23 protein-coding genes and 1 tRNA gene are annotated in these 22,807 nt (G+C 45.6%); 16 read left to right on the forward strand and 8 right to left on the reverse strand.

Translation table 11 applies throughout. The features are described 5' to 3' along the window. Positions 1-15 precede the first annotated feature (15 nt). Positions 16-864, reverse strand: coding sequence for a hypothetical protein (locus tag QUA47_RS00285; RefSeq protein ID WP_333429255.1), 849 nt, complete (start codon positions 862-864; stop codon positions 16-18). A 207-nt stretch (positions 865-1,071) separates the two neighbouring features. Between QUA47_RS00285 and QUA47_RS00290 the strand changes: the two genes are divergently transcribed. The 12 genes from QUA47_RS00290 to QUA47_RS00345 all read left to right on the forward strand — a co-directional run bounded on the left by QUA47_RS00290 (position 1,072) and on the right by QUA47_RS00345 (position 11,552). Further along, positions 1,072-2,127: a hypothetical protein gene (locus QUA47_RS00290; RefSeq protein WP_333405467.1), complete on the forward strand. Its 1,056-nt coding sequence runs from the start codon at positions 1,072-1,074 to the stop codon at positions 2,125-2,127. An 873-nt stretch (positions 2,128-3,000) separates the two neighbouring features. Further along, a complete protein-coding gene (locus tag QUA47_RS00295; RefSeq protein WP_333429256.1) occupies positions 3,001-3,156 on the forward strand; it encodes a hypothetical protein in 156 nt (51 codons plus the stop codon). A gap of 290 nt (positions 3,157-3,446) precedes the next feature. Beyond that, positions 3,447-4,115: a DUF3318 domain-containing protein gene (locus tag QUA47_RS00300; protein WP_006634716.1), complete on the forward strand. Its 669-nt coding sequence runs from the start codon at positions 3,447-3,449 to the stop codon at positions 4,113-4,115. Between the two features lie 396 nt (positions 4,116-4,511). Beyond that, a complete protein-coding gene (locus tag QUA47_RS00305) occupies positions 4,512-5,510 on the forward strand; it encodes a sugar transferase (RefSeq protein WP_190663208.1) in 999 nt (332 codons plus the stop codon). Between the two features lie 547 nt (positions 5,511-6,057). Then, positions 6,058-6,495 carry an ATP-binding protein gene (locus QUA47_RS00310; RefSeq protein ID WP_190663207.1) on the forward strand — a complete coding sequence of 146 codons (438 nt, stop codon included), beginning with the start codon at positions 6,058-6,060 and terminating at the stop codon, positions 6,493-6,495. 161 nt (positions 6,496-6,656) lie between these two features. Continuing rightward, the gene (locus QUA47_RS00315) at positions 6,657-7,925 is read left to right on the forward strand and encodes a WcaI family glycosyltransferase (protein WP_333429257.1); all 1,269 of its coding nucleotides are present in this window, start codon (positions 6,657-6,659) and stop codon (positions 7,923-7,925) included. Between the two features lie 422 nt (positions 7,926-8,347). Next, positions 8,348-8,491 (forward strand): hypothetical protein, encoded by a 144-nt coding sequence (locus QUA47_RS00320; protein ID WP_333429258.1) that lies wholly within the window; start codon positions 8,348-8,350, stop codon positions 8,489-8,491. Between the two features lie 26 nt (positions 8,492-8,517). Next, on the forward strand, positions 8,518-9,153 hold the full coding sequence (gene yqeK, locus QUA47_RS00325; RefSeq protein WP_333429259.1) for a bis(5'-nucleosyl)-tetraphosphatase (symmetrical) YqeK: 636 nt from the start codon (positions 8,518-8,520) through the stop codon (positions 9,151-9,153). A 138-nt stretch (positions 9,154-9,291) separates the two neighbouring features. Further along, complete coding sequence (rsfS, locus tag QUA47_RS00330) at positions 9,292-9,711, forward strand: ribosome silencing factor (protein ID WP_190663203.1); 420 nt, start codon at positions 9,292-9,294, stop codon at positions 9,709-9,711. Between the two features lie 2 nt (positions 9,712-9,713). After that, entirely contained in the window at positions 9,714-10,223 is a 510-nt protein-coding gene (locus tag QUA47_RS00335; RefSeq protein ID WP_006634726.1) for a CGLD27 family protein, read from the forward strand. A 180-nt stretch (positions 10,224-10,403) separates the two neighbouring features. Beyond that, complete coding sequence (locus tag QUA47_RS00340; protein ID WP_006634727.1) at positions 10,404-11,357, forward strand: asparaginase; 954 nt, start codon at positions 10,404-10,406, stop codon at positions 11,355-11,357. 118 nt (positions 11,358-11,475) lie between these two features. Further along, positions 11,476-11,552 (forward strand) — tRNA-Met (locus QUA47_RS00345). 48 nt (positions 11,553-11,600) lie between these two features. Here QUA47_RS00345 and QUA47_RS00350 read toward each other — a convergent pair. The 5 genes from QUA47_RS00350 to QUA47_RS00370 form a co-directional block, all read right to left on the reverse strand. After that, on the reverse strand, positions 11,601-11,789 hold the full coding sequence (locus QUA47_RS00350) for a hypothetical protein (protein WP_333429260.1): 189 nt from the start codon (positions 11,787-11,789) through the stop codon (positions 11,601-11,603). A 172-nt stretch (positions 11,790-11,961) separates the two neighbouring features. Continuing rightward, entirely contained in the window at positions 11,962-12,150 is a 189-nt protein-coding gene (locus tag QUA47_RS00355) for a DUF2949 domain-containing protein (RefSeq protein WP_190663201.1), read from the reverse strand. A gap of 86 nt (positions 12,151-12,236) precedes the next feature. After that, a complete protein-coding gene (locus tag QUA47_RS00360; RefSeq protein ID WP_333429261.1) occupies positions 12,237-12,371 on the reverse strand; it encodes a hypothetical protein in 135 nt (44 codons plus the stop codon). 9 nt (positions 12,372-12,380) lie between these two features. Continuing rightward, the gene (locus QUA47_RS00365) at positions 12,381-12,764 is read right to left on the reverse strand and encodes a hypothetical protein (RefSeq protein WP_333429262.1); all 384 of its coding nucleotides are present in this window, start codon (positions 12,762-12,764) and stop codon (positions 12,381-12,383) included. A 443-nt stretch (positions 12,765-13,207) separates the two neighbouring features. Further along, complete coding sequence (locus QUA47_RS00370) at positions 13,208-13,402, reverse strand: hypothetical protein (RefSeq protein WP_333218769.1); 195 nt, start codon at positions 13,400-13,402, stop codon at positions 13,208-13,210. Positions 13,403-13,453: 51 nt separating this feature from the next. Between QUA47_RS00370 and QUA47_RS00375 the strand changes: the two genes are divergently transcribed. Further along, complete coding sequence (locus QUA47_RS00375) at positions 13,454-16,342, forward strand: PAS domain S-box protein (protein WP_333429263.1); 2,889 nt, start codon at positions 13,454-13,456, stop codon at positions 16,340-16,342. Between the two features lie 123 nt (positions 16,343-16,465). Here QUA47_RS00375 and QUA47_RS00380 read toward each other — a convergent pair whose 3' ends face one another. Beyond that, positions 16,466-17,056, reverse strand: coding sequence for a rhomboid family intramembrane serine protease (locus QUA47_RS00380; protein WP_333429264.1), 591 nt, complete (start codon positions 17,054-17,056; stop codon positions 16,466-16,468). A gap of 470 nt (positions 17,057-17,526) precedes the next feature. On the opposite strand from QUA47_RS00380, the gene QUA47_RS00385 reads away from it, so the two are divergent. From QUA47_RS00385 to QUA47_RS00395, 3 genes are all read left to right on the forward strand, one after another. After that, the gene (locus QUA47_RS00385) at positions 17,527-17,904 is read left to right on the forward strand and encodes a Mo-dependent nitrogenase C-terminal domain-containing protein (protein WP_333048531.1); all 378 of its coding nucleotides are present in this window, start codon (positions 17,527-17,529) and stop codon (positions 17,902-17,904) included. Positions 17,905-18,622: 718 nt separating this feature from the next. Beyond that, positions 18,623-19,459, forward strand: a complete 837-nt coding sequence (locus tag QUA47_RS00390; RefSeq protein WP_333429265.1) for an SGNH/GDSL hydrolase family protein — start codon at positions 18,623-18,625, stop codon at positions 19,457-19,459. A 243-nt stretch (positions 19,460-19,702) separates the two neighbouring features. Further along, entirely contained in the window at positions 19,703-20,821 is a 1,119-nt protein-coding gene (locus QUA47_RS00395; RefSeq protein WP_333429266.1) for an endonuclease NucS domain-containing protein, read from the forward strand. Positions 20,822-20,884: 63 nt separating this feature from the next. On the opposite strand, the gene bchB is transcribed toward QUA47_RS00395, so the two are convergent. Continuing rightward, complete coding sequence (gene bchB, locus QUA47_RS00400; protein WP_242723164.1) at positions 20,885-22,411, reverse strand: ferredoxin:protochlorophyllide reductase (ATP-dependent) subunit B; 1,527 nt, start codon at positions 22,409-22,411, stop codon at positions 20,885-20,887. Between the last annotated feature and the right edge of the window lie 396 nt (positions 22,412-22,807).

A 22,807-nucleotide genomic window follows, 5' to 3' on the forward strand; every position in this document is an offset into this window, starting at 1 on the left:
GATCGTACTTTTCAATCAATTTACAATTACGCCAAATTTTAATAACATTCTAGGCAAATAATCATCCAAATTCTTGATGTGTTCATCTGTTAACTCAATCAGGTTGAGTTCGTACTTCTGATATAGCTCTTGCTTCACTTTCTTACGCGCCACATACTCGGGGTTGTTCTCATATCCCCAGTATTCAATATACACTTTCCCCCCAGGAATATAAAAGTCACAGTAAGCTTCTTCCTCTATGGGTAGTCGGCGTTCATAGGCGTGAACTAGCTCCGCCATATAGAGCCAATTATCAATCAAAACTTCAGCTTTAGACCGCACAAAATGACCGTCGGTTGTTCGATGCTGTGCACTTTCCCGAAACTTCTCGCGGAACCCTTGCTTTGTGTTTACTTCTGTTTTGCTTTGTTCTGAGTTGTCACCTTTAAGACTCTCAATAGTCCCTAGAAAAACTTGATTTGTCAGTATAGATTCTGGCCAAAGCACATAAGGAGTGTTGTCTTGAGGATAGGTTTTTTGCACCGCCCCAAAACCGATTCCCCGCTTAGTGGCTACCCAGCCGTTGCGCTCTTTGTTTACCAATCCTAACTCTGCTAAAATCGGATTGACTTTGTGCTTTGATATTTGTAGTTTCTCGCTGATGCTGGTAGCGGACAGAAGTGAGGGGGAAGAGGATTGTTGGGGTTTAGGTTTGGGCGCTGACACGGGTTGAGCGTTGTTAGCTTTCCAATGTTCGTAGCATAATTTGTGACCGGGTTGGGAAACTGCTTGATTGCATCCGGCCGCGGTGCAGGTTTCTGCTGAAATGGCAGATAAAGCTTGATTTATGGCTGCTAGCTTGCGAAGCAAAGGATCTAAGGTCATATTAACAGCTTGAGATATATTCAAAAATAGTACCACTTTAATTTCTATGCAGTCAAGAATTAAAAACTGGCGATTCCCTTTGGGGTAGCTTCGCGCGGACTTTTCCTCAACCTTTCCAGAATCCCATGCCACACGCCCGTAACACGATCGCAGGTACGATCGCCTATAATCGAAACTAGCCCAACTCTCATCAGTTGAGAAACCGCCATGAGTCAAGACAAGGAAGAAATTAGCTATTCAGAGAAAACAGAACGCCTCAGAGTTATCGGTCAGTTTATCAAAACTGTGACACCGATGATTTGGACGATCGTAATTTTAGTAGTCATCATTCCCCTATTAGGTAACTTTCTAATTTCCCAGTCACTAACAAATACAGGAACCACAGCAGTTGTAGTATCGCCGCCACACGATTTTAGCAAAGTCAACCAAGACGTTAAAAACGCCATCCAACAATCCCATATAACTGCCGAAACTTTCGCATCTAAAGAGTTGGACAAATGGGAAACAGAAGTAATCGCGCGGGTTGACAACAGTTTCCTCGATTGGTATTTCGATTACTTCAACCAAAAAAAGATGGAGTTTACCGTACCTTTTAATTTTGTGAAATCTGCCGTACTGAACAGATTTGATATGACAGCAGCATCTCGTGCTGTTTCCGAAAAATTAACCGAAGACTTTCAAAGAGAATTTGCTAACCGCGTGCTGGTGCCAAAAAACGCTCAACTGCGCTTTCAATTAATCACTCAAGATACTGCTAATTTATACATATCAGAAGTTAGCAAAAATGTGAAAGTAGTTCAAAACAATTATAGCATACCGCAGGTACAGTGGGACAAATATCTGAACGATATTGCTACCACAATTAGCGACAAAGGAAACGTCTCAAATTTATCATTAAAAGTATTAGTTGGCGGTAGCGGTTATTTGGTTGCTAAACCCTTAATTTTGGGAGTCGCAGCTAAAGTTGGTAGTAAAGTTACCGCAAAAGTTGCAAGCAAAGCCGCCGCCAAGGTAGCCACAAAAACAGGCGGTACAGTGGCTAGTCAGTTGGGAGTAAGTTTAATCGACCCGATTGTCGGCATCGGAATTATCATTTGGGATTTGTGGGATTATAATCACACAGTCACAGTAGAAAGACCAATTTTGCGGGAACACATTGTAGAATACTTGAAAGATGTCAAAAAGTCGCTGCTCACAAATCCTGAAAGCGGAATCATGGCAGCAATTTATCAGTTAGAAAGCGGTCTTCTCAAGTCACTTTAATCATTTAAATCGCGTCTGACGGATGTGTGTAAATCCCCGAAAAGTGGTAATATCCACTGCAATAAGAAAAGGGGTAGATCAGTAGTTAGTGCTACTGTGCGCGCTCCGACTCGCTACTGTGCGCGATCGAACACCCGACTGTGGGCGATCGCGCTCATGTAGCAAAAAAAGAGAAAAAAATGAATTTTAAACAAGGCAAAAAAAGAGAGGATGTTGGGACTAAAAGAAGAGGTGTACAACTTTATTTACTCTAAAAAAGATACCCCGTAAGGGAACCTAAAACAACCTCTTATACTCATATAACACTAATTTAATTATCGCTAGCTTTTAAAAAAAATTAGACGTTAAAACAAATTTAATTGCACACATTCACCGAAAATACTTCGTCGGTAATCACGACATTAAAAAATCGTTAAAAAAGCTATTTAACTAAGCAAGATCTCTCCGCATCCAGTGGCTATCTCAACCCTAAAAGCGGAATATATCCAAACTATAAAAACACTTGATGTCTAACAGAAGCTTTCTTGATAGGGGCGGGTGCTAGCTATCCTCAAGGTCAAAAATGCAGCAGCTTGTTAAAAGGTAACACTACGGTAAATCACCGTCAAAATGCCAAATAAATTGTTGTTTATTTGCTTCTTAGAACTCAGAGTAAAATCATGCATAAAGGAGGGTAATGTAAGGTAAGAACCTTGTTAGATGCTGTTATTTTATTTCCAGATTTTTAACATACTTAATAAATTATTTTAATTTTTACATTTATAATGTCCCATTTTACTAAGGTGAACAAAATATGATTATATTATAGGAATGATTTAGAGTAGCTAGAGTGTCTCAGCTTTTGACAGCTAGAAAATAATTTGTTTAGAAGTGATGCAGTTTATAGAGAAAGACGAAAAAACTGTTGCTGTCGATTATGAGTTTCTGGGCTTGTGGGATTTACAGCAGAAGAATTTAAAAGCTCCGATTGACCGAGGTAGAGTTGAGGGGGTGCGTCTTACCGATGAATCTATACTGCGAGGTTTTTAGGGAATTGCTGAAGAATTGGACGGAGTTGTTTTAGTTCCAAAAGGCATAACTTTTAAGCCGGAAGTTTTGTCGGCTTGGTCGAAATTGCGACAAGAAATCGAACCGCTGATGAAATAGTCGAAAGTCAATGATCGAGCAGGCAGTTGCGATCGCGCCCACAGAGTAAAATCAACTAAAATTGCAAGTATTGGTCGATCGACCCCCGTTGCTAGACTATATTTGGATTCAAGGTTTGCTATACTCCAGAAATAGACACATATTAACCTTTGCAAAATCAATAGGCCGGAGCTATGACATCCTATGCAACCTCTACAGCAAGAGCCGAGATGAGTGAGATCCGGCGCTTGAAAAACATACTGCCCCCAGAACTCCAAAGTTGGGTAACAGTAGAAAAAACAATAGAAGTTAATCCTACCCTGATCCGCAGCGAAGAAATAGGCAAAGACCAGGTAGAAATCCAAATAGACCTGATCCGCTGGGAACAGCTAGCAATAGATCAGCGGAACCTCCTATTTTGGCACGAAGTTGCCAGAATCCAAAACGACACCATCCCCAGAGACGGTTGGGAAATGGCAGCCCTCGCCATTGGTTTAGGCGGCGCCGTCGGTGAACTTTGGGTGCAAGACGGCTTGCTGCTGTTACTGGCCCTATCCCTGTGCGGCGTCTCCGGCTGGAGACTTTTCCAAAAAAATAACGGAGAGAAAAGTTTAAAAGAAGCAGTAGACGCCGACGAAAAAGCCCTCGCCCTGGCAACCCGCTTCGGCTACACTCTCCCAAACGCCTACAAAAGCCTCGGCAGCGCCTTAAAAACCTTAATCGAGCAAACTTCCAAAAAACAGCAGCGGGCTAAATACGAAGCTCGTCTCCAGGCCCTCAAACGCAACGCAGCCAAAGCCAAAGCCAAAGTCAAACCCATCACCCGCGAAACCTCCCAGTCAGAAAACGTCTACAATTCTTAACCTCATCCCCCGACGCTTGTTACGGGGGTTTTCCAGTTAACCGTTAACTGTTGACTTGTGTGTTAGCTGTTAACTGTTAACTGCGATGGCTATCCGGTGCAAGACAGGCACGAAAATTATTAGCGACAAGATTAATCGGCCTGAATCCACAAAAATCTTGATTCCGATGTCAAAGTTTGGCCGCGACTGCGTTCAAAAATCTTTGGACCAAAACTGGCAAAAATAGACTTAAGTCTATTTTTGCCTTTGATATCATTCTCGGCGGGCGAGTTTGCAGGCGTTTGTGTAAAGTTTGTATAAAGCTACCCTTTTGTTAACCATAATATTTGGTAAAGGTGGAGCTGCTAGGACAGAATAGGCTAAAGACATCAGCTTGAAATTTGAAACTAGGACTTCATGGTCAGTCACACCCCAGAGGCAGATTTTCGGGTAACGTACTCGGACGAGATTCCCTCAGTTCACATACCCGTGCGCTTGAGCGTACTTGAAGCCGTAAACTTCAAGACAACCTGCCAGCAACTCTTTTCGGGCAGCACCGTTCCCAGCAAGATTGTCCTAGACTTCAGTCAGACGACATTCATCGACAGTAGCGGGATCGGTGCGTTAGTCAGCAATCTGAAATTTGCCAAACAGCGTGGTAGCGACTTGGTGCTCCGAAGCCTCAAGCCGCAGGTGATGGCAGTATTTGCTCTCACCAGCCTAGATCAAGTGCTGACGATCGAGCAGCCCTCTGCAACCTCAACTCCCACAGAGACCAACCCCTCGGACAATCAGCTACCGATGACCCACCCCTCAGTGCAATCGTGGGTGAAGCGGCTGATAGACATTGTTGGGGCAATAGTCGGTTTGATGATTACAGGAATTTTGCTCGTACCCATAGCTGCAGCCATCACTATCAACGATCCAGGCCCGATATTTTTCGGTCAAACCCGCTGTGGCTGGATGGGCAGACAATTTCGGATTTGGAAATTTCGATCGATGTGTACCAACGCCGAAGCCATGAAAGCCCAAATCAAAAACCAGGCTTCTGGCGCATTTTTCAAAAATGACAACGACCCGCGGATTACCAAAGTCGGGCGCATTTTACGCAAAACCAGCCTCGACGAACTGCCGCAGTTTTGGAACGTGCTCAAAGGCGAAATGAGTCTAGTCGGCACTAGACCGCCTACCCCAGACGAAGTTGAGCGTTACGAAGTCCCTCAGTGGCAGCGTTTGGATGTCAAACCCGGGATGACAGGGGAATGGCAAGTCAACGGTCGCTCTCAAGTCCGCGATTTTGAAGATGTCATCCGTTTAGATTTAAAATACCAACAAAACTGGAGCCTGGTGTATGACCTCAAACTAATTGTCAAAACTGTAACAGTCCTGTTTAACAAAAATAGTGGCGCTGTGTAGGAACCCTCAACAACCCACCGCTGAACTTTGAGGTGCTGTTGCCGACGGGGGGCGGGAACTCGAACTCGATACTTAGTCAAGCAGACGATCGCTAGCGATACCTACGTTAGCATTAAGTGTTAAAATTCACACGCCCAGAAAATGCCAAGCTAGTTGCCAGCTCTGCAATCAGAGCATTAATAATTAGCAATTGGCGAGTTCGAGGTCATACTCAAATGCTCCCAGCATGATTTTCGAGGACGAGAAGAACTCACCTGTGTTTAGAAAAGTAACGACTGCTAACACGGTCGAAGCTTAAATCACTTCCTCGCAAGCTGACTCGGGAATTTTCCCTATTTAAACGCCCTACCGAGGCGGCTTACAGTATCGGAAGTCTCTCATTTGCTGTGCGAGTAAATGGTGCGAAAGGAATGCTCACCTTGAGGCAAAACGGGCTTCTTCAACTCAAGCTTGACTTAACTAATATGTTGCCAAGACCTTGCCCTCCTTTTTCTCTCCCTCCGCCGCTGAGTACAGCGGTGGTGGGGGCCGACCAGGGGGAAGAAAGATGAAAGACAAGCAACCAAAGGCCGAGTGGCACCTGCAGGTTGAAACAGACCTGAATGCTTTAACATCCATTTTGGAATGGTTGGAGAATATCGTTTTGCCCATGATACCAGCGGATTTCTGGTGGCAGTGCCGACTGATAATCAACGAAGGCTTTACAAACGCTGTCCGCCACGCTCACCAGAACTTGCCCCCCACGACGCCCATAGACATTGAGGTAAAAGTGTTTGCCGATTACTTAGAAATTAGGATTTGGGACAGGGGTCAACCCTTCAACTTAGAAGCAAAGCTGCACTCGATCATGCAAGAGCAGCGCGATCCTTTGGACAGAGAAGGAGAAAGGGGACTGGTGTTCATGTACAAGCTTACAGACGATCTTCGCTATATCCGTACCGAAGATCGCCGGAACTGCCTGGTAATGCGAAAAAACATTATCTGAGGGCGGGATACCCGCCCGGTAAGGGCGGCTTCTTTCGCCAGGAGTGGAAGATCCCCTCGCCCCCTATTGTCCTACCCGGAACCCAACCACATCCTCTGCAATTCTGCGGGTGCAGGCTCGATGCACGCGGCTGCTGGACTATTTGCTTCAAAATAAATAGTATGCGTATTCTAATTTATTCCTATAACTATTATCCAGAGCCGATCGGCATTGCCCCCCTGATGACAGAACTAGCGCAAGGCCTAGTCAAGCGCGGCCACCAAGTCCGAGTCGTCACAGGAATGCCCAACTATCCGCAGCGCCGGATTTATCCGCAATATGAGGGCAAATTTTACCTCACCGAAGAACACAAGGGCGTCACAATTCAGCGCAGCTATCTGCGCGTCAACGGGCCCCACCCCAGCCTGCTAGACCGACTTTTGCTAGACGGCAGTTTTGTGGTCTCCAGCGCCGTCCAAGCCTTCAGAGGCTGGCGTCCCGACGTGATTTTCTCGACAATGCCCCCTTTACCGATTTGCGTCCCAGTCGCCTTTTACGGCTGGATTCGCGCTTGCCCGATCGTCCTCAACGTTCAGGATATCGTGTCAGAAGCAGCCGTGCGCGTCGGCTTGGTCAAAAAAAACGGAGTGCTAGTTCGCATTGCTGACGCTTTGGAAAAATTGGCATACTGCACAGCCAGCCAAGTCAGCGTCATCGACAGCGGTTTTATCAAAAAATTGCACTCTCAGGGAGTACCGCCGGAAAAAATAGTTTGCGTGCCCAATTGGGTTGATGTCAATTTCATTCGCCCCTTACCCAAGGAAAGTAACTCATTTCGAGAAACTCACAAACTCAAGGGCAAATTTGTCGTTCTCTATGCAGGCAATATTGCCCTCACTCAAGGCTTGCAAACAGTTGTCCAAGCAGCGGCTCGTTTGAAACACATACCCGAAATCGCTTTTGTAATTGTGGGGGAATCAACAGCACTGGCGCGCTTGCAACAAGATTGCGAAACTTACAAAGCTAATAATGTAATGCTGCTACCATTTGAACCGCGAGAAAAATTGCCCGAATTGTTAGCTGCTGCTGATGTTAGTTTAGTCGTACAAAAGCGCCGCGTTACTAACTTCAATATGCCTTCAAAAATCCAAGTAATTCTCGCCAGCGGTCGGGCAATTTTGGCTTCGGTTCCCGAAACCGGTACGGCCCAGAAAGCAGTGCAGCAAAGCGGTGGCGGGGTGGTGGTAGCGCCGGAAGATCCGCAAGCTTTGGCTGATGCTGTTGAGGATTTGTACTTGCACCCGGCTAAGGTGGATGCGTTGGGCGAGCAAGGCAGAAATTATGCTGTGGAGAATTACGGATTTGAGGAAGCTTTGAATCATTATGAAGCTTTATTTGCGGCGGTTGCAGCGAGTCATGCTGAGAAAATATTGGAGCCTTTGCCGAAATAAGATAACCGCTTGAAATCGTGCCTACTTAGAGTGCCAAAAGATGTTCCTAGCAGTACAGAAATAACGTTCGTTAACATAAATACAAAAAAAATGAAATACTGATGGTTGAGCGATTTAAGTCCCCAATATACGAGAACTGGAACTGTCCCCGCCGCCATCTAGGAAGCCCTGACAACCCCGATTAAAAGTAAAATACAGATTACTGAAACAGACTTTTGACTTCCCGTTACAGCCATTTTGATTAAAGTTTTTAGGAAAAGTTTTTAGGTTGAATTAAGAAAATAATCATAAAAATTCCCAGAGAAGCTAGCAGCGGCTCAACGACAAAATAACCTTTGATAGCACTGACTAAAAATAGAAAAAATGAGAGAATTACCAAAAAGAGCAAGTCCATTAGACTAATTGTTCAGCTAGGGACTTTTTTGAATATTCCAGCAGTTACCAGAAAAGATAACGTATCTCCCAAACAGCCGATCGCCCCCTTCGCCCCTCCCCATCCCACAAGCCACCACACCCCTGTCAGCCCCACACCGCAGCCGATCGAGAAGAAAACGCTAAAATACTAGATATCACACAATTTCGGAGTTAATATTTGACACTTGCACCCGCGCGCGAAATCGTCCTAGCTTGGCTCTCTGAGCGCGTTCCTGCTGCTCGCATCAAACACATCCTCGGAGTCGAACAAGTAGCAGGTGACTTGGCTCGCCATTACGACCTCGACGAAGCACAAGCCCGATCGGCCGGTTTGTTGCACGATTTGGCAAAATACTTCAAACCTCAACTGCTGCTGCAAATGGCCCAGAAGGAGGGTTTAGAGTTAGACTCAGTGTTGGAAGCACACCCGCATTTGCTGCACGCAGACGCCAGCGCGATCGTCGCCAGAGACGAATTCGGGGTGGTCGATCGAGAAATTTTGGACGCAATCGCCAATCACACCCTCGGCAGACCAAACATGAGCCAGCTCAGTTGTACCGTATTCATAGCAGATACCATAGAGCCGAGCCGCGGCAACACAGCCCAACTAGAAGCACTGCGCGAGGCAAGCTTGCAAAATCTTTATGCAGCCGTGTGGCAAACTAGCGATTATTCTCTTAAATATTTGCTAGAAACTCGCTGCTACATCCACCCCCGCACCGTACTTACGCGGAATTGGGCGCTGCAAATGGCCCGCGAATCGCCGGAAACAGGAAATTCGACGGAGAAGTCGATCGAACAAATCACAAGTTAAAAGTAAAATTTACCAGAAATCCTGTCCTTACTTTTGGCTTCAACCTAACTCCTATTTCCCGTCTCAAACTGCCCACAACCGATCGCTCGTAGCGCACCGATTCCCTCTTACCGTATCAATTAGGAACTTAAACAGTTAATGTCAGATCTAACTCAACTCGAATACTCCAGGGCTAAGTCTACAGCAACCGACGGCACCTCCTCAGACGAAGCTCGTGGCCTGATCATGACCGTTGCCCAAGCAGCCGATGACCGCAAAGCAGTAGATATTGTATTGCTCCGGGTGTCAGAAGTATGCTATTTGGCAGACTACTTTGCGATCATCACCGGATTTTCCAACGTGCAGGTACGAGCCATATCCCAAGCAATAGCAGACCAAGTGGAAGAAGAGTGGCAACGCTTGCCACTGCGTACACAAGGCCTATCAGACGCTAGTTGGGTCGTCATGGACTACGGCGACGCGATCATTCACATTTTGAAGCCTCAAGAGCGGGAGTTCTACAATTTAGAAGCGTTCTGGGGACACGCCGAACGCATTGACTTTTCCCCCACGCCGTGAGGATGGCTAATGTGAAAGACGTTTCTGCTTCTATTTGTCCCGTTCCGCAAGAACAGCGACCGGTCAATGAATACCAAGAACTTAAAGACTCCTGGTTTTTTAGCTGGGTAACACTCAATTGGCCCGGATACCTGGCCAAACTAGCTTGGGTGTGGGCTTGGAGTTGCTTGGTATCTGGGCCGATAGCTGCTTCTAGCTTTGCTCCTGTCAAGTATCCAGCTCAGTTTGTCCTCAGCAGTGCCGCAGGTGGCGGTTTTATTCTAGGATTAGCTTTGCTGCGACTCTACTTGGGTTGGTTCTACGTGCGATCGCGCCTTTCAAATCCCACGGTCGTCTACGAAGAGTCTGGTTGGTACGATTGTCAATCTTGGCCTAAAACTCCCGAAGTTTTGCTTCAAGACCAGTTGATTGTCAACTACCAACTAGAACCAATTCTCAGGCGTCTGCGGCAGACATTTTATGGTTTGACAGTATTGCTGGTTGCCGGGGGACTAACTTGGAGTTGTTTGTAATCGGGAAGGGAAGGGAGTTTTGAGTTTTGAGATTGCCGCGCACAGCCAACAAGACACACGGAGTGCATGAGTGAGAAACGATGGCAGAAAGATTAACTTTATAACTCTTAACTGGCAGCTCGCAACTCATAACTTCCTGAACCCCAATCTAAAATCTAAAATCTAAAATCTAAAATTGATATGACAAGGGGAAAACGAACCCAAGCTCCCGAACTGGAAGTCACATTGCTGCGCGAAGGTATTGTGGAATCGAGGCACCGCGCCCAGGCCGCTGTCTGCGACAACCGCGGGCGCGTTCTGTCTGTTGCTGGTAACTCGGAAACGGCCTCATTTGTCCGTTCTTCACTCAAGCCTTTTCAAGCTTTGGCGGTGACGGCGACTGGCACTTTAGAACGCTACGAATTGACCGATCGAGATTTAGCGATTATTTGCAGTTCGCATCAAGGTACGATCGAGCAATCGCGCCAGGTATTTAACGTCCTGTGGCGCTGCGACATTGACCCCTCTAAACTTCAATGCCCCATTCCCGAAGGCAAAAAGAGCGCCCTGCAATACAACTGTTCCGGCAAACACGCCGGTATGCTGGCTGTCTGCCAGCAACTGCACTGGCCTCTGGACACTTATTTACGCCGCAAACATCCTGTCCAGCAGCTTATTTTGGGCAAAGTGGCTGACTTGCTGGCAATGCCTGCTGAAGAGTTTATCAGCGCTCGCGACGACTGCGGCGCTCCTACCTATCTGTTGCAGTTGGGGCAAATGGCGTCTTTGTACGCTCAGTTAGCCTCCGGTAACAATGTGGATATGGAACGGATTGTCCGCGCTATGACTCACCACCCAATGATGGTTGCCGGTGAGGGTAAATTTGACACAGAACTGATGCGCTTGACTCAAGGGGAATTGGTGAGCAAGTCGGGCGCCGAAGGGGTGCAGTGCATTGGCCGCGTTGGCGAAGGCATGGGCTTGGCAATTAAGGTGACGGATGGAGGAAAGCGCGCTCAATTTGCTGTGGCAATTCACTTGCTCAAGCAGTTGGGGTGGATTACTCCGACGATCGCCGAAACTCTTTCGGAAACTTACCTCACTCTCAGTGACTTCAAGCGCTTGGAGGTAATCGGGGAAGTTTCGATGCTTTAGGGCGATCGAGAGTCGGAGCCGATTTCAGCAACCCCTCCCACAATCAAAAAAGTTTTTTTGATTGTGGGGTTGCTATTTTCAGAAAGATATGTTTATATTAGAAAGAGAGACAAAGCAACGCGGGATAGAGCAGCCTGGTAGCTCGTCGGGCTCATAACCCGAAGGTCAGTGGTTCAAATCCACTTCCCGCCACCAAATTAAACAAGACAAGCCCGGGCAACCTAAAAGTTGCTGGGGTTTGTTTTATGCCGTCTGTTGGATGCCGTCTGCGATCGCATCTTCGACAGATTGATAGCGTTTCCGGTTGCACGAGAGACATGATATAGAGGACAAGGCACTGCCGTCTCGAAAGCTGTGGGTAATATTAATTCCGATGCTGCCAGATTTGATATGAAAGCAGTTTATTTTAGGTGGCAATAAAAATGAGGACACAGCAGTGCTGTGCCCCTGCTGTATATTTGTATTTTTCTAATTGGGACAAAATAAGACCCACCCTCAACCTAAACACTCAACCCTATACTTTCCGACGACCGTTTGTGCAAGCTTTATTTGTCAAAAAATTGCAATCGGATATCCATATTTTTTAACTCAGGATTTTAAATTGCTAAATCGGCTGAGCTTGAATCCAATCAAAAATCAGGTTTAACTGTTCCAGTGTTACTAACCCGTACTGCCACAGAACCATCGGCAGTTCGCTGGCATCTTGTTCACCGTGTCGGAGAGCAACGGCGATCGCAGAATTCGATATCGCCAACTCCCCCCGCAAATAATCGATCAGTTGAGCCTTTCCCATCACCTTCACCGCCAGTTTTATGCGCTATTGTAAAGATATGTAGCTAATCGGTCTGTATCGGAAGTTTAATTGGTCTAATTTTAGGTTCAGAATAGAGAACCTTGTGTGATGGAAACCGCACAAAACTTGTGATAAAACTCAGATAAAAAAGCGATCGCAGTCACAATAACTCCGAGAATTAAAAAGTGGGTTCCGCGATCGCTTGCTTCAAATGAATTCATTTAAAATTGCTAAAGTCCTAGCTGAAGCTGAACTCCCGCTTCTGTACCGCTGTCGGTTTGTTTTGGAGGTAAAGGATTTCCTTGACGCTGGGCGTCCGAAGGAGTAGTAATAAATTCCAAGGGGCCATCGATTTTGAGGCGAAATGTGTCGCCCAAGCTGCTTTCCCTTCTAGCAGAATTAGCCGCCGTTTCTGGTTCACCAATCAAGTTTTGGTAGTCCGAGTCTAAGGTTCTGTCCTCCACAGTCCTCAACGAGTCCCCAGATAAAGTCGTTTCCGAATTTTGGGGCGCTGGTTGCAGTCTTTGTTGGGCGAGAACCGCCGGGGTCAAACCGATAAAAATTGAGCTCAGTCCGAGAGCAGTGCCAAGAGTAGCAATAACTGCGTTCATCATCCATGCCTCCGCTAGTTGCATCCTACTATGCGCTTATTGTACCGAGCCAGAATTAAGTTGCACTCTATCAAAAGTAGCTGCTTGTGGAGATATCAATTGCAGTTGCTGTGAAAACTTATAATTTTCGATCGCGCTATCGGAAAAATAGAACGGACCCAGCAACCCGGTTGAAACCCCAGAATACGTCATTTCAGGAATGAGCCAACCAAAAACTCGATTTGTTTGATTAGGGCGCGTCAGGAGTGGAAAAATAGTTAGTGGTGGATGCACGGGTGGCTATTCACCAATTGGTTTTTTCACGACAATAGTTAGTTACAGCCCGCCAAAAGGCTAAAAAAACCCGGTTTCAGAAACCGGTTAAAAAAAATAATGCAACAGCAGGCAACTTCTAAACCCTTACAGACTCAGTTTTTCCCAATTATTCAATTCTTTAATCTCAAAATCTATAATAGTATGAGTGTGTAGAGTGCATTCAGGATTGATACTGCATTCATCTCAATGGCCAATGTTCCCAAAGCTCGCGATCGCGCTAAGATGGCGGTGGCAGTCGTTAAAAATTCCGTTGCCAGCGGCAGATTCCGAGTTATTAACAGCACTTTGCCTACTAAAACCATCTCAACTTCAAAACCTGCACTCATCAAGTTGTACTTGACCGGAATGTTGTGGGTTAATAATAGTTCTGCTTTACCATGCCAATCAAATATCTGACCGACCCGATTTTAAAAATGTCGGGCAAAGTGCCAATTCGCATCGTCCTTGTTGTGCCTTTTGCCCTCCAGACTTTCGCTGCGGTAGGGTTGACGGGGTGGCTGTCGCTGCGGAACGGGCGCACAGCCGTCAACCATGTTGCCGCACAACTGCGGACAGAAGTCACATCGCGTATCCAGCAACATATTAATAGTTATATTGAAACGCCACACCAAATCAATCAGCTCAATCTTGATGCCATCCGTCTCGGCATTGTGAACGAGCAGGATAGTGATAGTTTGCAACGCTACTTCTACAAACAAATCAAAATTTTTGATAAAATTAGCTACATTCAATTCGCATCCGAAGAAAAAGATTTTATTGGAGTTGAACGCCTCGACGACGGCAAGTTGCAAGTTCAAATTTCTAATCAATCTACTGGCTATAACTTTCAAAGCTACGCGCCGTCAGAGTTCGGGGAACCAACCCAGCTATTAAAAACTACTCTCAACTACGACCCCCGCGTCCGACCTTGGTATATAGCTCCGGTGCAGGCAGGGAAACCGACTTGGAGTAAAATTTATACTTATTTTGACGCTCCCAAACTAGCGATTACGGCTGCTCAACCAGTTTATGGCGACGATGGTAAACTGATTGGCATCCTGGGTGCTGACTTGGCACTTTCCAAGCTCAATCAATTCTTGGAAACTCTAAAAATTGGCAAATCAGGACAGACTTTTATTGTAGAAAGGTCTGGGCAATTGGTGGCCAATTCTACTCGGGAACCGCCATTTATTGTTAGCAATGGTGTTGCGAAACGGATTGTGGCAGCCAGCAGCAAGAATGTTCTAATTCGATCGACCGCCCGCTATTTGACAGAACGCTTCGGGGATTTGCACAATATTGACAGATCTCGCCAGTTAGATTTTACGATCGACGGTCAACGGCAATTTCTACAGGTGACGCCGCTTTTAGACAGCAGGGGCCTCGACTGGTTGATTGTGGTGACGGTTCCTGAAGCCGATTTTATGGAAAGGATTAATGCCAACACTCGGTATACTGTGGTGATGTGTCTGGGTGCTTTGGTGCTGGCAACGGCGATTGGCGCCCTGACTTCTAGGTGGATTGTTGTACCGATTCGGCGTCTGAGCAAGGCTGCGGAGGCTTTGTCCCGGGGAGAATGGGACGGGATGGCGGTAGATCCGGGCTTGATGGCATCTGTAGAGCGGGAGGATGAGGTGGGTGTCCTGGCTCGCTCTTTTAATATGATGGCCGGTCAATTGGAAGAGTCATTTACTACTCTCGAAGATCGCGTAGAATCTGCGATCGCGGACAAAAATCAATTAATTATTTCTCTGAAAAACTCGCAGCAAAAACTGGCTCTCCATCTTCACCAAACTCCTTTGGGAGCGATTGAATGGGATCTAAACTTTGAAGTAGCGGAATGGAATTTGTCAGCGGAAAGAATTTTTGGATACAACCGCTGGGAAGCTATAGGACGCCACGGAGTCGATCTCATAGTTCCTGAAAGTGCTAAGGAGTATGTCAGGCAACTATCTATAACTTTGCTCACTAATCAAGGAGGAGTTACCAGCCTTAACGAGAACCTCAGAAAAGACGGCAAAATTATTCTTTGCGAGTGGTACAATACGACTTTGGTTGATCCGGACGGCAGCATCATTGGGGTGGCATCGCTGATTCAGGATGTGACTGAATTTCACAGTGCTATGGAGAAGTTGCGGGCCAGCGAGGAGCGGTTTCGCCAGTTGGCAGAAAATATTCATGAGGTATTTTGGATTAGAGAACCAAATCAAAAGCAGCTAGTTTATGTGAGCCCTGCTTGCGAAAAAATATGGAATTTGAGCTGTCAGAGTTTGCAGTCAGAACCGGAGGCTTTTTGGAATGCTATTCACCCGGAGGATCTCGATCGCGTCAAGGCTGCTTTTGAGAAACAGGTGCGGGGCGATTATGATGAGGAGTATCGGGTAGTGCGATCTGACTGTTCAGTTTGCTGGGTGCGCGATCGGGCTTTTCCAGTCCCCAGCCAAACCGGAGAAATTTACCGCATCGTCGGTATTGCCGAAGATATTACCCAGCGCAAATTAGCAGAAGAATTCCAAAAAGTCGCTCAAACCGCTCAAGCTGCAAACCAAGCCAAAAGCGCCTTTTTAGCTAATATGAGCCACGAATTGCGAACTCCCCTCAACGCGATTATTGGTTACAGCGATATGCTCAAAGAAGACGCCGAGGATTTAGGCTGCGAAGATTTTATCCCCGACTTGCAAAAAATTCAAACAGCGGGCAAACACTTGCTATCTTTAATTAGCGACATTCTAGATATTTCTAAGATTGAAGCGGGTCGGATGGAACTTTACTTAGAAACTTTCAACCCGGTTAATTTAATTGACGAGGTAGTTTCTACTGTCAAACCCTTGGTAGATAAAAACTTTAATAAGTTTGAAGTTGATTGTGGTAGCGACTTGGGAATGATGTATGCTGACATTACCAAAACTCGTCAAATATTGCTCAACCTGCTGAGCAATGCAGCGAAATTTACGGAAGGTGGCACTATTACCCTCTGCATTGAAAGAGTTAAACATGACAGCTTAACCACTCAAGAAATAGCAGAACCTTCGGGCTCAATAATTTTTCGCGTAGCTGATACGGGCATTGGCATTCCCCCCGAACAATTGCAGCATTTATTTCAAGCATTTATGCAGGGCGACGCATCAACTACGCGCAAGTATGGCGGCACGGGTTTGGGATTGACTATTAGTCGTCACTTTTGCGTGATGATGGGGGGCGATATGTACGTTGAAAGCGAGTTAGGTTTCGGTTCGGTTTTTACTGTGTCCTTACCGGCCCGCGTTGAATTATTGGTCAGCAGTTAGTCTTGCTATCCGGGACGCACTTGTTACACAAAAAACCAGGTTTATTGACAAAAAACCTACGCTTTCAGATAAGTTAGGGGCAATAAACTAAGGTGATGATAGGATACACCATAAGTCCTAATCCTAGCTAATTTCCCGTTTCCGCCGCCCCAAAAGTTGAGCTGTTAATACGCCGCCGACAAAGCCAAAGAAATGCGCTTGCCAGGAAACTCCCGGCTGCGAGGGCAAAACTCCCCAAATTAAACTGCCGTAGAAGAAACCGACAATTAAAGATAGCAAAATAGAGGTAAAGCTGCGTTCAAAATAGCCCCGCAGCAGCAAGAAGCCGAAGTAACCAAAGATTAATCCGCTGGCACCAATGTGAACGGAATAGGGCGCGCCAGTCAGCCAAACTCCGAATCCGCTGACTAGCACAGTGACGGCACTCACGATAAAAAAGTCGCTAATTTCTCGCAGCATGATCAACCAACCCAATGTCACTAAAGGGAGGGTATTGGCGGCTAAGTGAGCAAAACTGCCGTGTAGAAAAGGCATCAACAGGATGCCTTGAAGTCCGTCGAGGCTGCGGGGGCGGACTCCGTAAGCATTCAGCCTGCCTCGGAACAGGAATACATCGACAATTTCGATAATCCAGAGGAGGGAGACGAAGCCACCGAGAATGGCGGCGTGGCTTTGCAATTCGCGGGTGATAGCTTTGGTTTCTGGGTTACTCATGGGTGGTGAGGGCGGTGATACCGATTATTTATCATTGTAGAAGTTTCTGAGCGATCGCGAGCAAAGATTGTTGGGGCGAGGTTTGAGGGTTTTTTGCAGCAGAGCTTATTTAGAAATATTATAAGTTTTATTAAAAATTCCGCATTTTCACGTATAGGATAATTCACCTGGATGCGTCACAATAGTAATTGAACTACAAAAGGAGAGTCAACCGAAGGTTGAAGCTAGAACGTAGAAGACAGAATTTTTACCCTATCAATCAATCGTTGGGCTTGAAATGAGGACACTTTTTAGAGCGCACACCGCCTTTAAAAAAAATCAGGAACTACTTTTCTCGCCATAAGTCATTAATTTAAGAAGTTCAATCCGGTCAAACAAAACGAGATGCTGTAGATACTGATTGTAGATAATATGGCACAAGCTCTACAAAGAGTTATTGGCACCTCGTTATAAAAGAGGAAGAGAGCAAAATGAACGTATTTGAGCATACAGTTTCCTACCGAACTCTGCCAAATTGGGTAGGATTTGGCAAACAAGAAACAGCCGTTAATGTCGCTACAAATTCTCAACCTTACGGTCAAAAGCCACACTTTGACCCCTTGCATCCGCTAAAACAATGGCTTGATAACACTGCAATTAAAAGTCAAAAGTTGGCTCGGTTGCTGTGTAAGTTTATTCCCAGCCAGTGTCCGTTTGAGCGAGAAGTCAAAATTGGCGATCGCACCTTATTATCCATTCCGCCGCTGTGCAAGTTAAATCCCCTTTACGAGCAAGTCGTTGGGCTGCGCTTTCGAGCTTTGTGTTATTTGGCTGACGAGTGCGGCGAAGATGTAACTCCTTATTGTTAATTCTGCAAAAAATTAAAATTTTCACTGTCTTTTCACCCTCCCTTCTCCTTGTTGGGGAGGGTTTTTGTTTTGTGTCGGCTTTCAAGGAACAAAAGTGCGGTCAATTTCTCGATAGGCCCAGTAAATCCGTTTTGAATCAATTCTTTTTTTCGTGATTGATAGTTATCTCAAGGGTGGTTGTTTGGGAGGCTTTTGTAGGGAGGAGCCCGGTTAGGTAAAACAACTATCAAGAGAGGAGAATAGTTAAGCCTCAACAGAAGCGTCAATTGCATTCGTAGGAGGAGTGGCTATCACCCCTGAACAAAAGGAGCGTTTTAAAGCTTGTGCTAGCTTAAAACCGGGATGCTGCTGGTTCGCCTCTTGCCTAACTTTATTGGGTAATCTCCCAAAAAATGTACGGTTTTATCCCCTCTAGAGCGCTATGAGCTAGATACCATGAGAAAAGTGTCAAGGACATCACCAATCTATGTAGGTTGAGCAGTGGAGTGAGGCAACCCACAATTAAAGTTCAGTTTTACTCCCCTCATTTTTCCCAAAATTGATATATTAGTAATTGGGGCAAATATTTAAGCTATTTCAAGAATCTAACTAACACTAAATGTCAAAATCACCAACTCGGTAATTGTCGATAAAAATTTATCAAATATTTTACGAATATAACTAATACCCAGTGTTAAAAAGATCGTTTGTTGCAGTAATTATTGCGTTTTTATCTTTTATGGTTGCACTCATGCTATCAGCTCAAAGTTCTGAGGCTGTCAATGGACTCTATGTATTTGGGGACAGTCTTTCGGATATGGGAATGGTGTTTCGAGCAAGCGGGGGTCAATATCCGCCTCGTTCGACTTACTTTCAAGGGCGTTACTCGAATGGTAAGGTTTGGGTAGAATATCTGGCCGATCGCCTGAAGTTGCCGCCTGAACGAGTCACTAATTTGGCTTATGGAGGTGCAACAACGGGGAGCGATCGCAATAGCCTTGTCCCTGGTTTGTTAGCTCAAGTTGAGTCATGGACTAAATCCCAAAAACAGGCAAATCCTCATGCGCTGTATGTACTGTGGGCGGGTGCCAATGATTATTTGCAGGGGGTAAATAATGCGAACCTTCCCGTTGAAAATGTGGCGAGGGCGATCGCGTCTCTTGCTGGTGTGGGTGCCAAAAATATCCTGCTGGCAAATTTACCAGATTTGGGGCAGTTACCCGCGACGCGAACAGGCACTAATTCTGCAAGGCTCACTGCATTAACACAAGCACACAATCAGGGTTTGAGGCGAACGGTTAAGGTATTAAGTCAACAGCATTCAAACTTAAAGATTGCGACTCTGGATGCTAATGCGCTTTATCGGGAAGCCATTACTTCTCCGGCTAAATATGGCTTGACTAATGTGACGAGTGCGTGTTTATCGGGTGGAGGTGTTTGTGGTAGTCCCGATCGATTTTTGTTTTGGGACGGCATTCATCCGACGACGGCTGCACACAGGATTTTGGGGGAAGCAGCGTCGGCTGTTGTGCAGGAGAGCGGCATGATTAAATCGGAATCGGGGATGCTTCGGTAAACTATTTTTAGGCTTTCCGGGCGATCGCCACAGGAACGGGATGCTCCCTTTTGGTAGAGGTTGAAATGATTTTTTGCAGGAGAGCAAGATTGGCTCATCTGATATTGTAGAAATTCTCTCGTGGGCGATCGCACTTGGTTTGAAAACGCAAGCGTTGATGATGAAAACTAGAAAGTATTGATTGACGGAATTCCTCTAATGTGATATATTGAAGTTTATATTTATTACATTCATCAACTTAAGATGACTAAGCCATTTCAAAGAATAATGCAAGCCGAGGATTTGCTAGAAAAAGCTAAGCGTCGCGAACAACAGTTGAGAATTAAATCGAGGCAGCGGTCATTACACGGAAAGTCTATTAGAACTCCTGCTATTAACACTATACTGAAAAAATCCGGAAAAAAATGGGGATTTGGAAGTGAAAAAGCCTTGGAAGATTTTGTGTGGGATAACTTGGATTGTTTGTTTGGACTGACACCTTTGAACCGTCAACATACGGTTAACGGAGAAGTTTGTGATATTTTGGCAGTAGATGAAAGTAAACAGTTAGTAGTGCAAGAGCTAAAAAATGAGGCAGATAAAAGTCTGATTCAGCAATTAACTCGTTATTATAGTAATTTGATTCAGTTCAAACCCTACGATCGGGAAATAGATTATATCAAACCTATCAGGTTGGTCGCTATTGCCCCTAGCTTTCATAAACAAAATTTAATAGATATAAAGTACAGCCAACTATCTTTTGAATTATTGAAATTTGATGTAGTTCAAGAAGAAAATAAACTTTTTATAAATTTTAATAATATAGATACAGGTCAGGTTTTTAGTGCAGAGTTTCAACACAGTCAACAAGATGTTTGGGATATAGCAGCCAATTTACCGGAACCACCCAAAGCATTGTATAACATTATGGCCGAATGCACTTCGGAACATCAGGGAAAAGTTCTTAAAATGAGAGAACAGATTCTTTGTTTCCATGAGAAAATTCAGGAAATAACTGCTAGTGGTGTTGTTAAGTATGGTCGCGGTCAAAGTAAAATTTGTGCTGAAATTCGTCACAGCAGTTCATCAAAAATGAATCTGGCTAATTCATCAAATGATCCGGGAATTTACTTGTATCTACCCATCCCTGATAAACAATCAGTAAGTTACAGGCAACCTCTAGGCAGAATGCAAGTCCTTGCTGATGAATTGCAGAATGTTATCTTGGCAGGCTATATTCCTCCCGGTAAAAGAGGCGTGTCAAGTTTTTATAAGTTTCAAGATTTTGAAAAGTTTATAAACCCGGCAACTGTAACAAACCAATCTACACAATTAGAAATTTTGATAGACTTAGCTTTAGAAAACTGGTTGGAAAGATTTTAAGTTGACTAAGATTGGATTCAAGAAATTAGCAATAAGGTGGGCATTTGCCCACCTTACAATTAATTAAGCGCCGACAGATTCCTTCGCTGCGTAAAGAACCTCAACGGTAATCTTATCAATCCCCCGATCGCGCGCGAACTTCTCAGTATTGCGCTTCACCTTACCCCGCACAAAACCAGGGATTTTATTCAACTCAGCTTGTCCATCCTTCGTCCAACCCATGTCAGAATCAGCCGAAATACCCTTGGTAATCACTTCCTTGGTATCGTGGCCGCCGAAGATTTCCAGCAAGTGGTCTTCCATGCCCAAAGTAAAGGAATTGTAGACCAAATCTACGCACTGATTCGTACCTTCATAACCCAAAAATGGCTTGTAGCCGATCGGGAAATTTTGGACGTGAATCGGTGCAGCAATTACGCCGCAGGGAATATCCAACCGCTTACCTACGTGGCGTTCCATTTGCGTGCCGAAAATTGCCGAAGGTTCGGCTTTGGCGATCGCATCCCCGATCGCCCCGTGATCGTCCGTGACGAGCACTTCATCGCAATACTCGCTTACCTGTTCCCGGAACCAGTCAGCGTCGTGTTTGCAGTAGGTTCCAGCCCACACAACGTGGATTCCCATCTCGCGAGCCAAAATCTTCGTCATCGCCGCAGCGTGCGTATTATCGCCAAATACGACGGCTTTTTTGCCGGTTAAGTTTTGGCAGTCGATCGATCGCGAAAACCAAGCAGCCTGCGACACAAACCGCGTTTGTTGGTCAATAAAATTTTCGTAATCAACATCCGCACCTTGAGCGTTTAAAACTTGCTGAATCTTGCGGATACAGCGCGCCGTTTCCACCACACCCATCGGCGTAATATCCACCATCGGCGTGCCGAATTCTTTTTGCAAATACTCCCCGGTCATCATCCCCAATTCCCGATAAGGAACCAAGTTAAACCAAGCCCGGGGCAGTCTTTTTAAGTTGTGAACCGAAGCACCTTCGGGAATAACTTCGTTGACTTCAATGCCCAAATCTGCCATCAAACGCTTCAACTCGGTGCAGTCGTGCTGGTTGTGGAAACCCAGGGTAGACATACCGATAATGTTGACAGATGGTTTTTCGCTTTTGGCTTCTACTAAATCGCCTTTTTTGCGGGCTTTGTTTATGTAAAATTGGACGATTTGATCCAAAGTGCGATCGGCTGCTTGCAGTTCGTTGACGCGGTAATGGTTCACATCCGCCAGCAATACATCGCCTTTAGCATCCAATTGAGCTCGCTCCACGAAGTTTTCCAAGTCTTCTTGCAGAATGCTTGAGGTGCAAGTCGGGGTGAGCACGATTAAATCTGGGTGTTCTTCTCTGTCTTTGCGGGTGATGTTGTCCACCACCCGTTCCTGCGAACCCCGCGCCAGTACGTGTCTGTCAACGACGCTGGTAGTCACCGGGGTGAAATCCCGTTCCCTCTCCAGCATGGAACGCATGACGTTAAAATAGTCGTCTCCAATCGGTGCGTGCATGATCGCATGGACGTTTTTGAAGGAAGTGGCCACGCGCAAAGTGCCGATGTGGGCTGGGCCTGCGTACATCCAATAAGCCAATTTCATAGGTATTTTTCCTGGTGCTGGTTGAGAATTGCCCGATCGGGCGATTACTGCTAAATTTTAAGGTTGTTTCTGATTTTCTCACCGGATGAATCCTTTAGAAATAGTAACTTTCTGATGATTTCCAGATGTGGTAAATGCTCAAAAGCCTTTGCTGCTTGGCATTTGACTCGCAATTCAAACAACTTTACCCGGGTTTTATGGCAATAATTCTTAATCTTTCCTCAAATTTTCTTAAAAGTTAGGCAAATTTGATTAATGTAGGGTTCGCTGCCGCGCACCAGACAAGGTGCAATAATCCTGCATTTTTTGTCAAATTTACTTTGCTTTAACGGTCAGTTAGAACTGTTAATCGATGAGCCAAAATAGATATAATTAAAGGAAATTGCCGCTCCCGAA

This window comes from Microcoleus sp. MON2_D5, assembly GCF_036701905.1.
In the GTDB taxonomy this organism is placed as follows: Bacteria; Cyanobacteriota; Cyanobacteriia; order Cyanobacteriales; family Microcoleaceae; genus Microcoleus.

Bases quoted from the DNA above. Each gene is read 5' to 3' on its own strand.
- QUA47_RS00285 (WP_333429255.1), bottom strand. From the start codon at position 864: ATGACCTTAGATCCTTTGCTTCGCAAGCTAGCAGCCATAAATCAAGCT.
- QUA47_RS00290 (WP_333405467.1), top strand. From the start codon at position 1,072: ATGAGTCAAGACAAGGAAGAAATTAGCTATTCAGAGAAAACAGAACGC.
- QUA47_RS00295 (WP_333429256.1), top strand. From the start codon at position 3,001: ATGCAGTTTATAGAGAAAGACGAAAAAACTGTTGCTGTCGATTATGAG.
- QUA47_RS00300 (WP_006634716.1), top strand. From the start codon at position 3,447: ATGACATCCTATGCAACCTCTACAGCAAGAGCCGAGATGAGTGAGATC.
- QUA47_RS00305 (WP_190663208.1), top strand. From the start codon at position 4,512: ATGGTCAGTCACACCCCAGAGGCAGATTTTCGGGTAACGTACTCGGAC.
- QUA47_RS00310 (WP_190663207.1), top strand. From the start codon at position 6,058: ATGAAAGACAAGCAACCAAAGGCCGAGTGGCACCTGCAGGTTGAAACA.
- QUA47_RS00315 (WP_333429257.1), top strand. From the start codon at position 6,657: ATGCGTATTCTAATTTATTCCTATAACTATTATCCAGAGCCGATCGGC.
- rsfS (WP_190663203.1), top strand. From the start codon at position 9,292: ATGTCAGATCTAACTCAACTCGAATACTCCAGGGCTAAGTCTACAGCA.
- QUA47_RS00335 (WP_006634726.1), top strand. From the start codon at position 9,714: ATGGCTAATGTGAAAGACGTTTCTGCTTCTATTTGTCCCGTTCCGCAA.
- QUA47_RS00340 (WP_006634727.1), top strand. From the start codon at position 10,404: ATGACAAGGGGAAAACGAACCCAAGCTCCCGAACTGGAAGTCACATTG.
- QUA47_RS00355 (WP_190663201.1), bottom strand. From the start codon at position 12,150: ATGGGAAAGGCTCAACTGATCGATTATTTGCGGGGGGAGTTGGCGATA.
- QUA47_RS00360 (WP_333429261.1), bottom strand. From the start codon at position 12,371: ATGAATTCATTTGAAGCAAGCGATCGCGGAACCCACTTTTTAATTCTC.
- QUA47_RS00365 (WP_333429262.1), bottom strand. From the start codon at position 12,764: ATGATGAACGCAGTTATTGCTACTCTTGGCACTGCTCTCGGACTGAGC.
- QUA47_RS00370 (WP_333218769.1), bottom strand. From the start codon at position 13,402: ATGAGTGCAGGTTTTGAAGTTGAGATGGTTTTAGTAGGCAAAGTGCTG.
- QUA47_RS00375 (WP_333429263.1), top strand. From the start codon at position 13,454: ATGCCAATCAAATATCTGACCGACCCGATTTTAAAAATGTCGGGCAAA.
- QUA47_RS00380 (WP_333429264.1), bottom strand. From the start codon at position 17,056: ATGAGTAACCCAGAAACCAAAGCTATCACCCGCGAATTGCAAAGCCAC.
- QUA47_RS00385 (WP_333048531.1), top strand. From the start codon at position 17,527: ATGAACGTATTTGAGCATACAGTTTCCTACCGAACTCTGCCAAATTGG.
- QUA47_RS00390 (WP_333429265.1), top strand. From the start codon at position 18,623: ATGGTTGCACTCATGCTATCAGCTCAAAGTTCTGAGGCTGTCAATGGA.
- QUA47_RS00395 (WP_333429266.1), top strand. From the start codon at position 19,703: ATGACTAAGCCATTTCAAAGAATAATGCAAGCCGAGGATTTGCTAGAA.
- bchB (WP_242723164.1), bottom strand. From the start codon at position 22,411: ATGAAATTGGCTTATTGGATGTACGCAGGCCCAGCCCACATCGGCACT.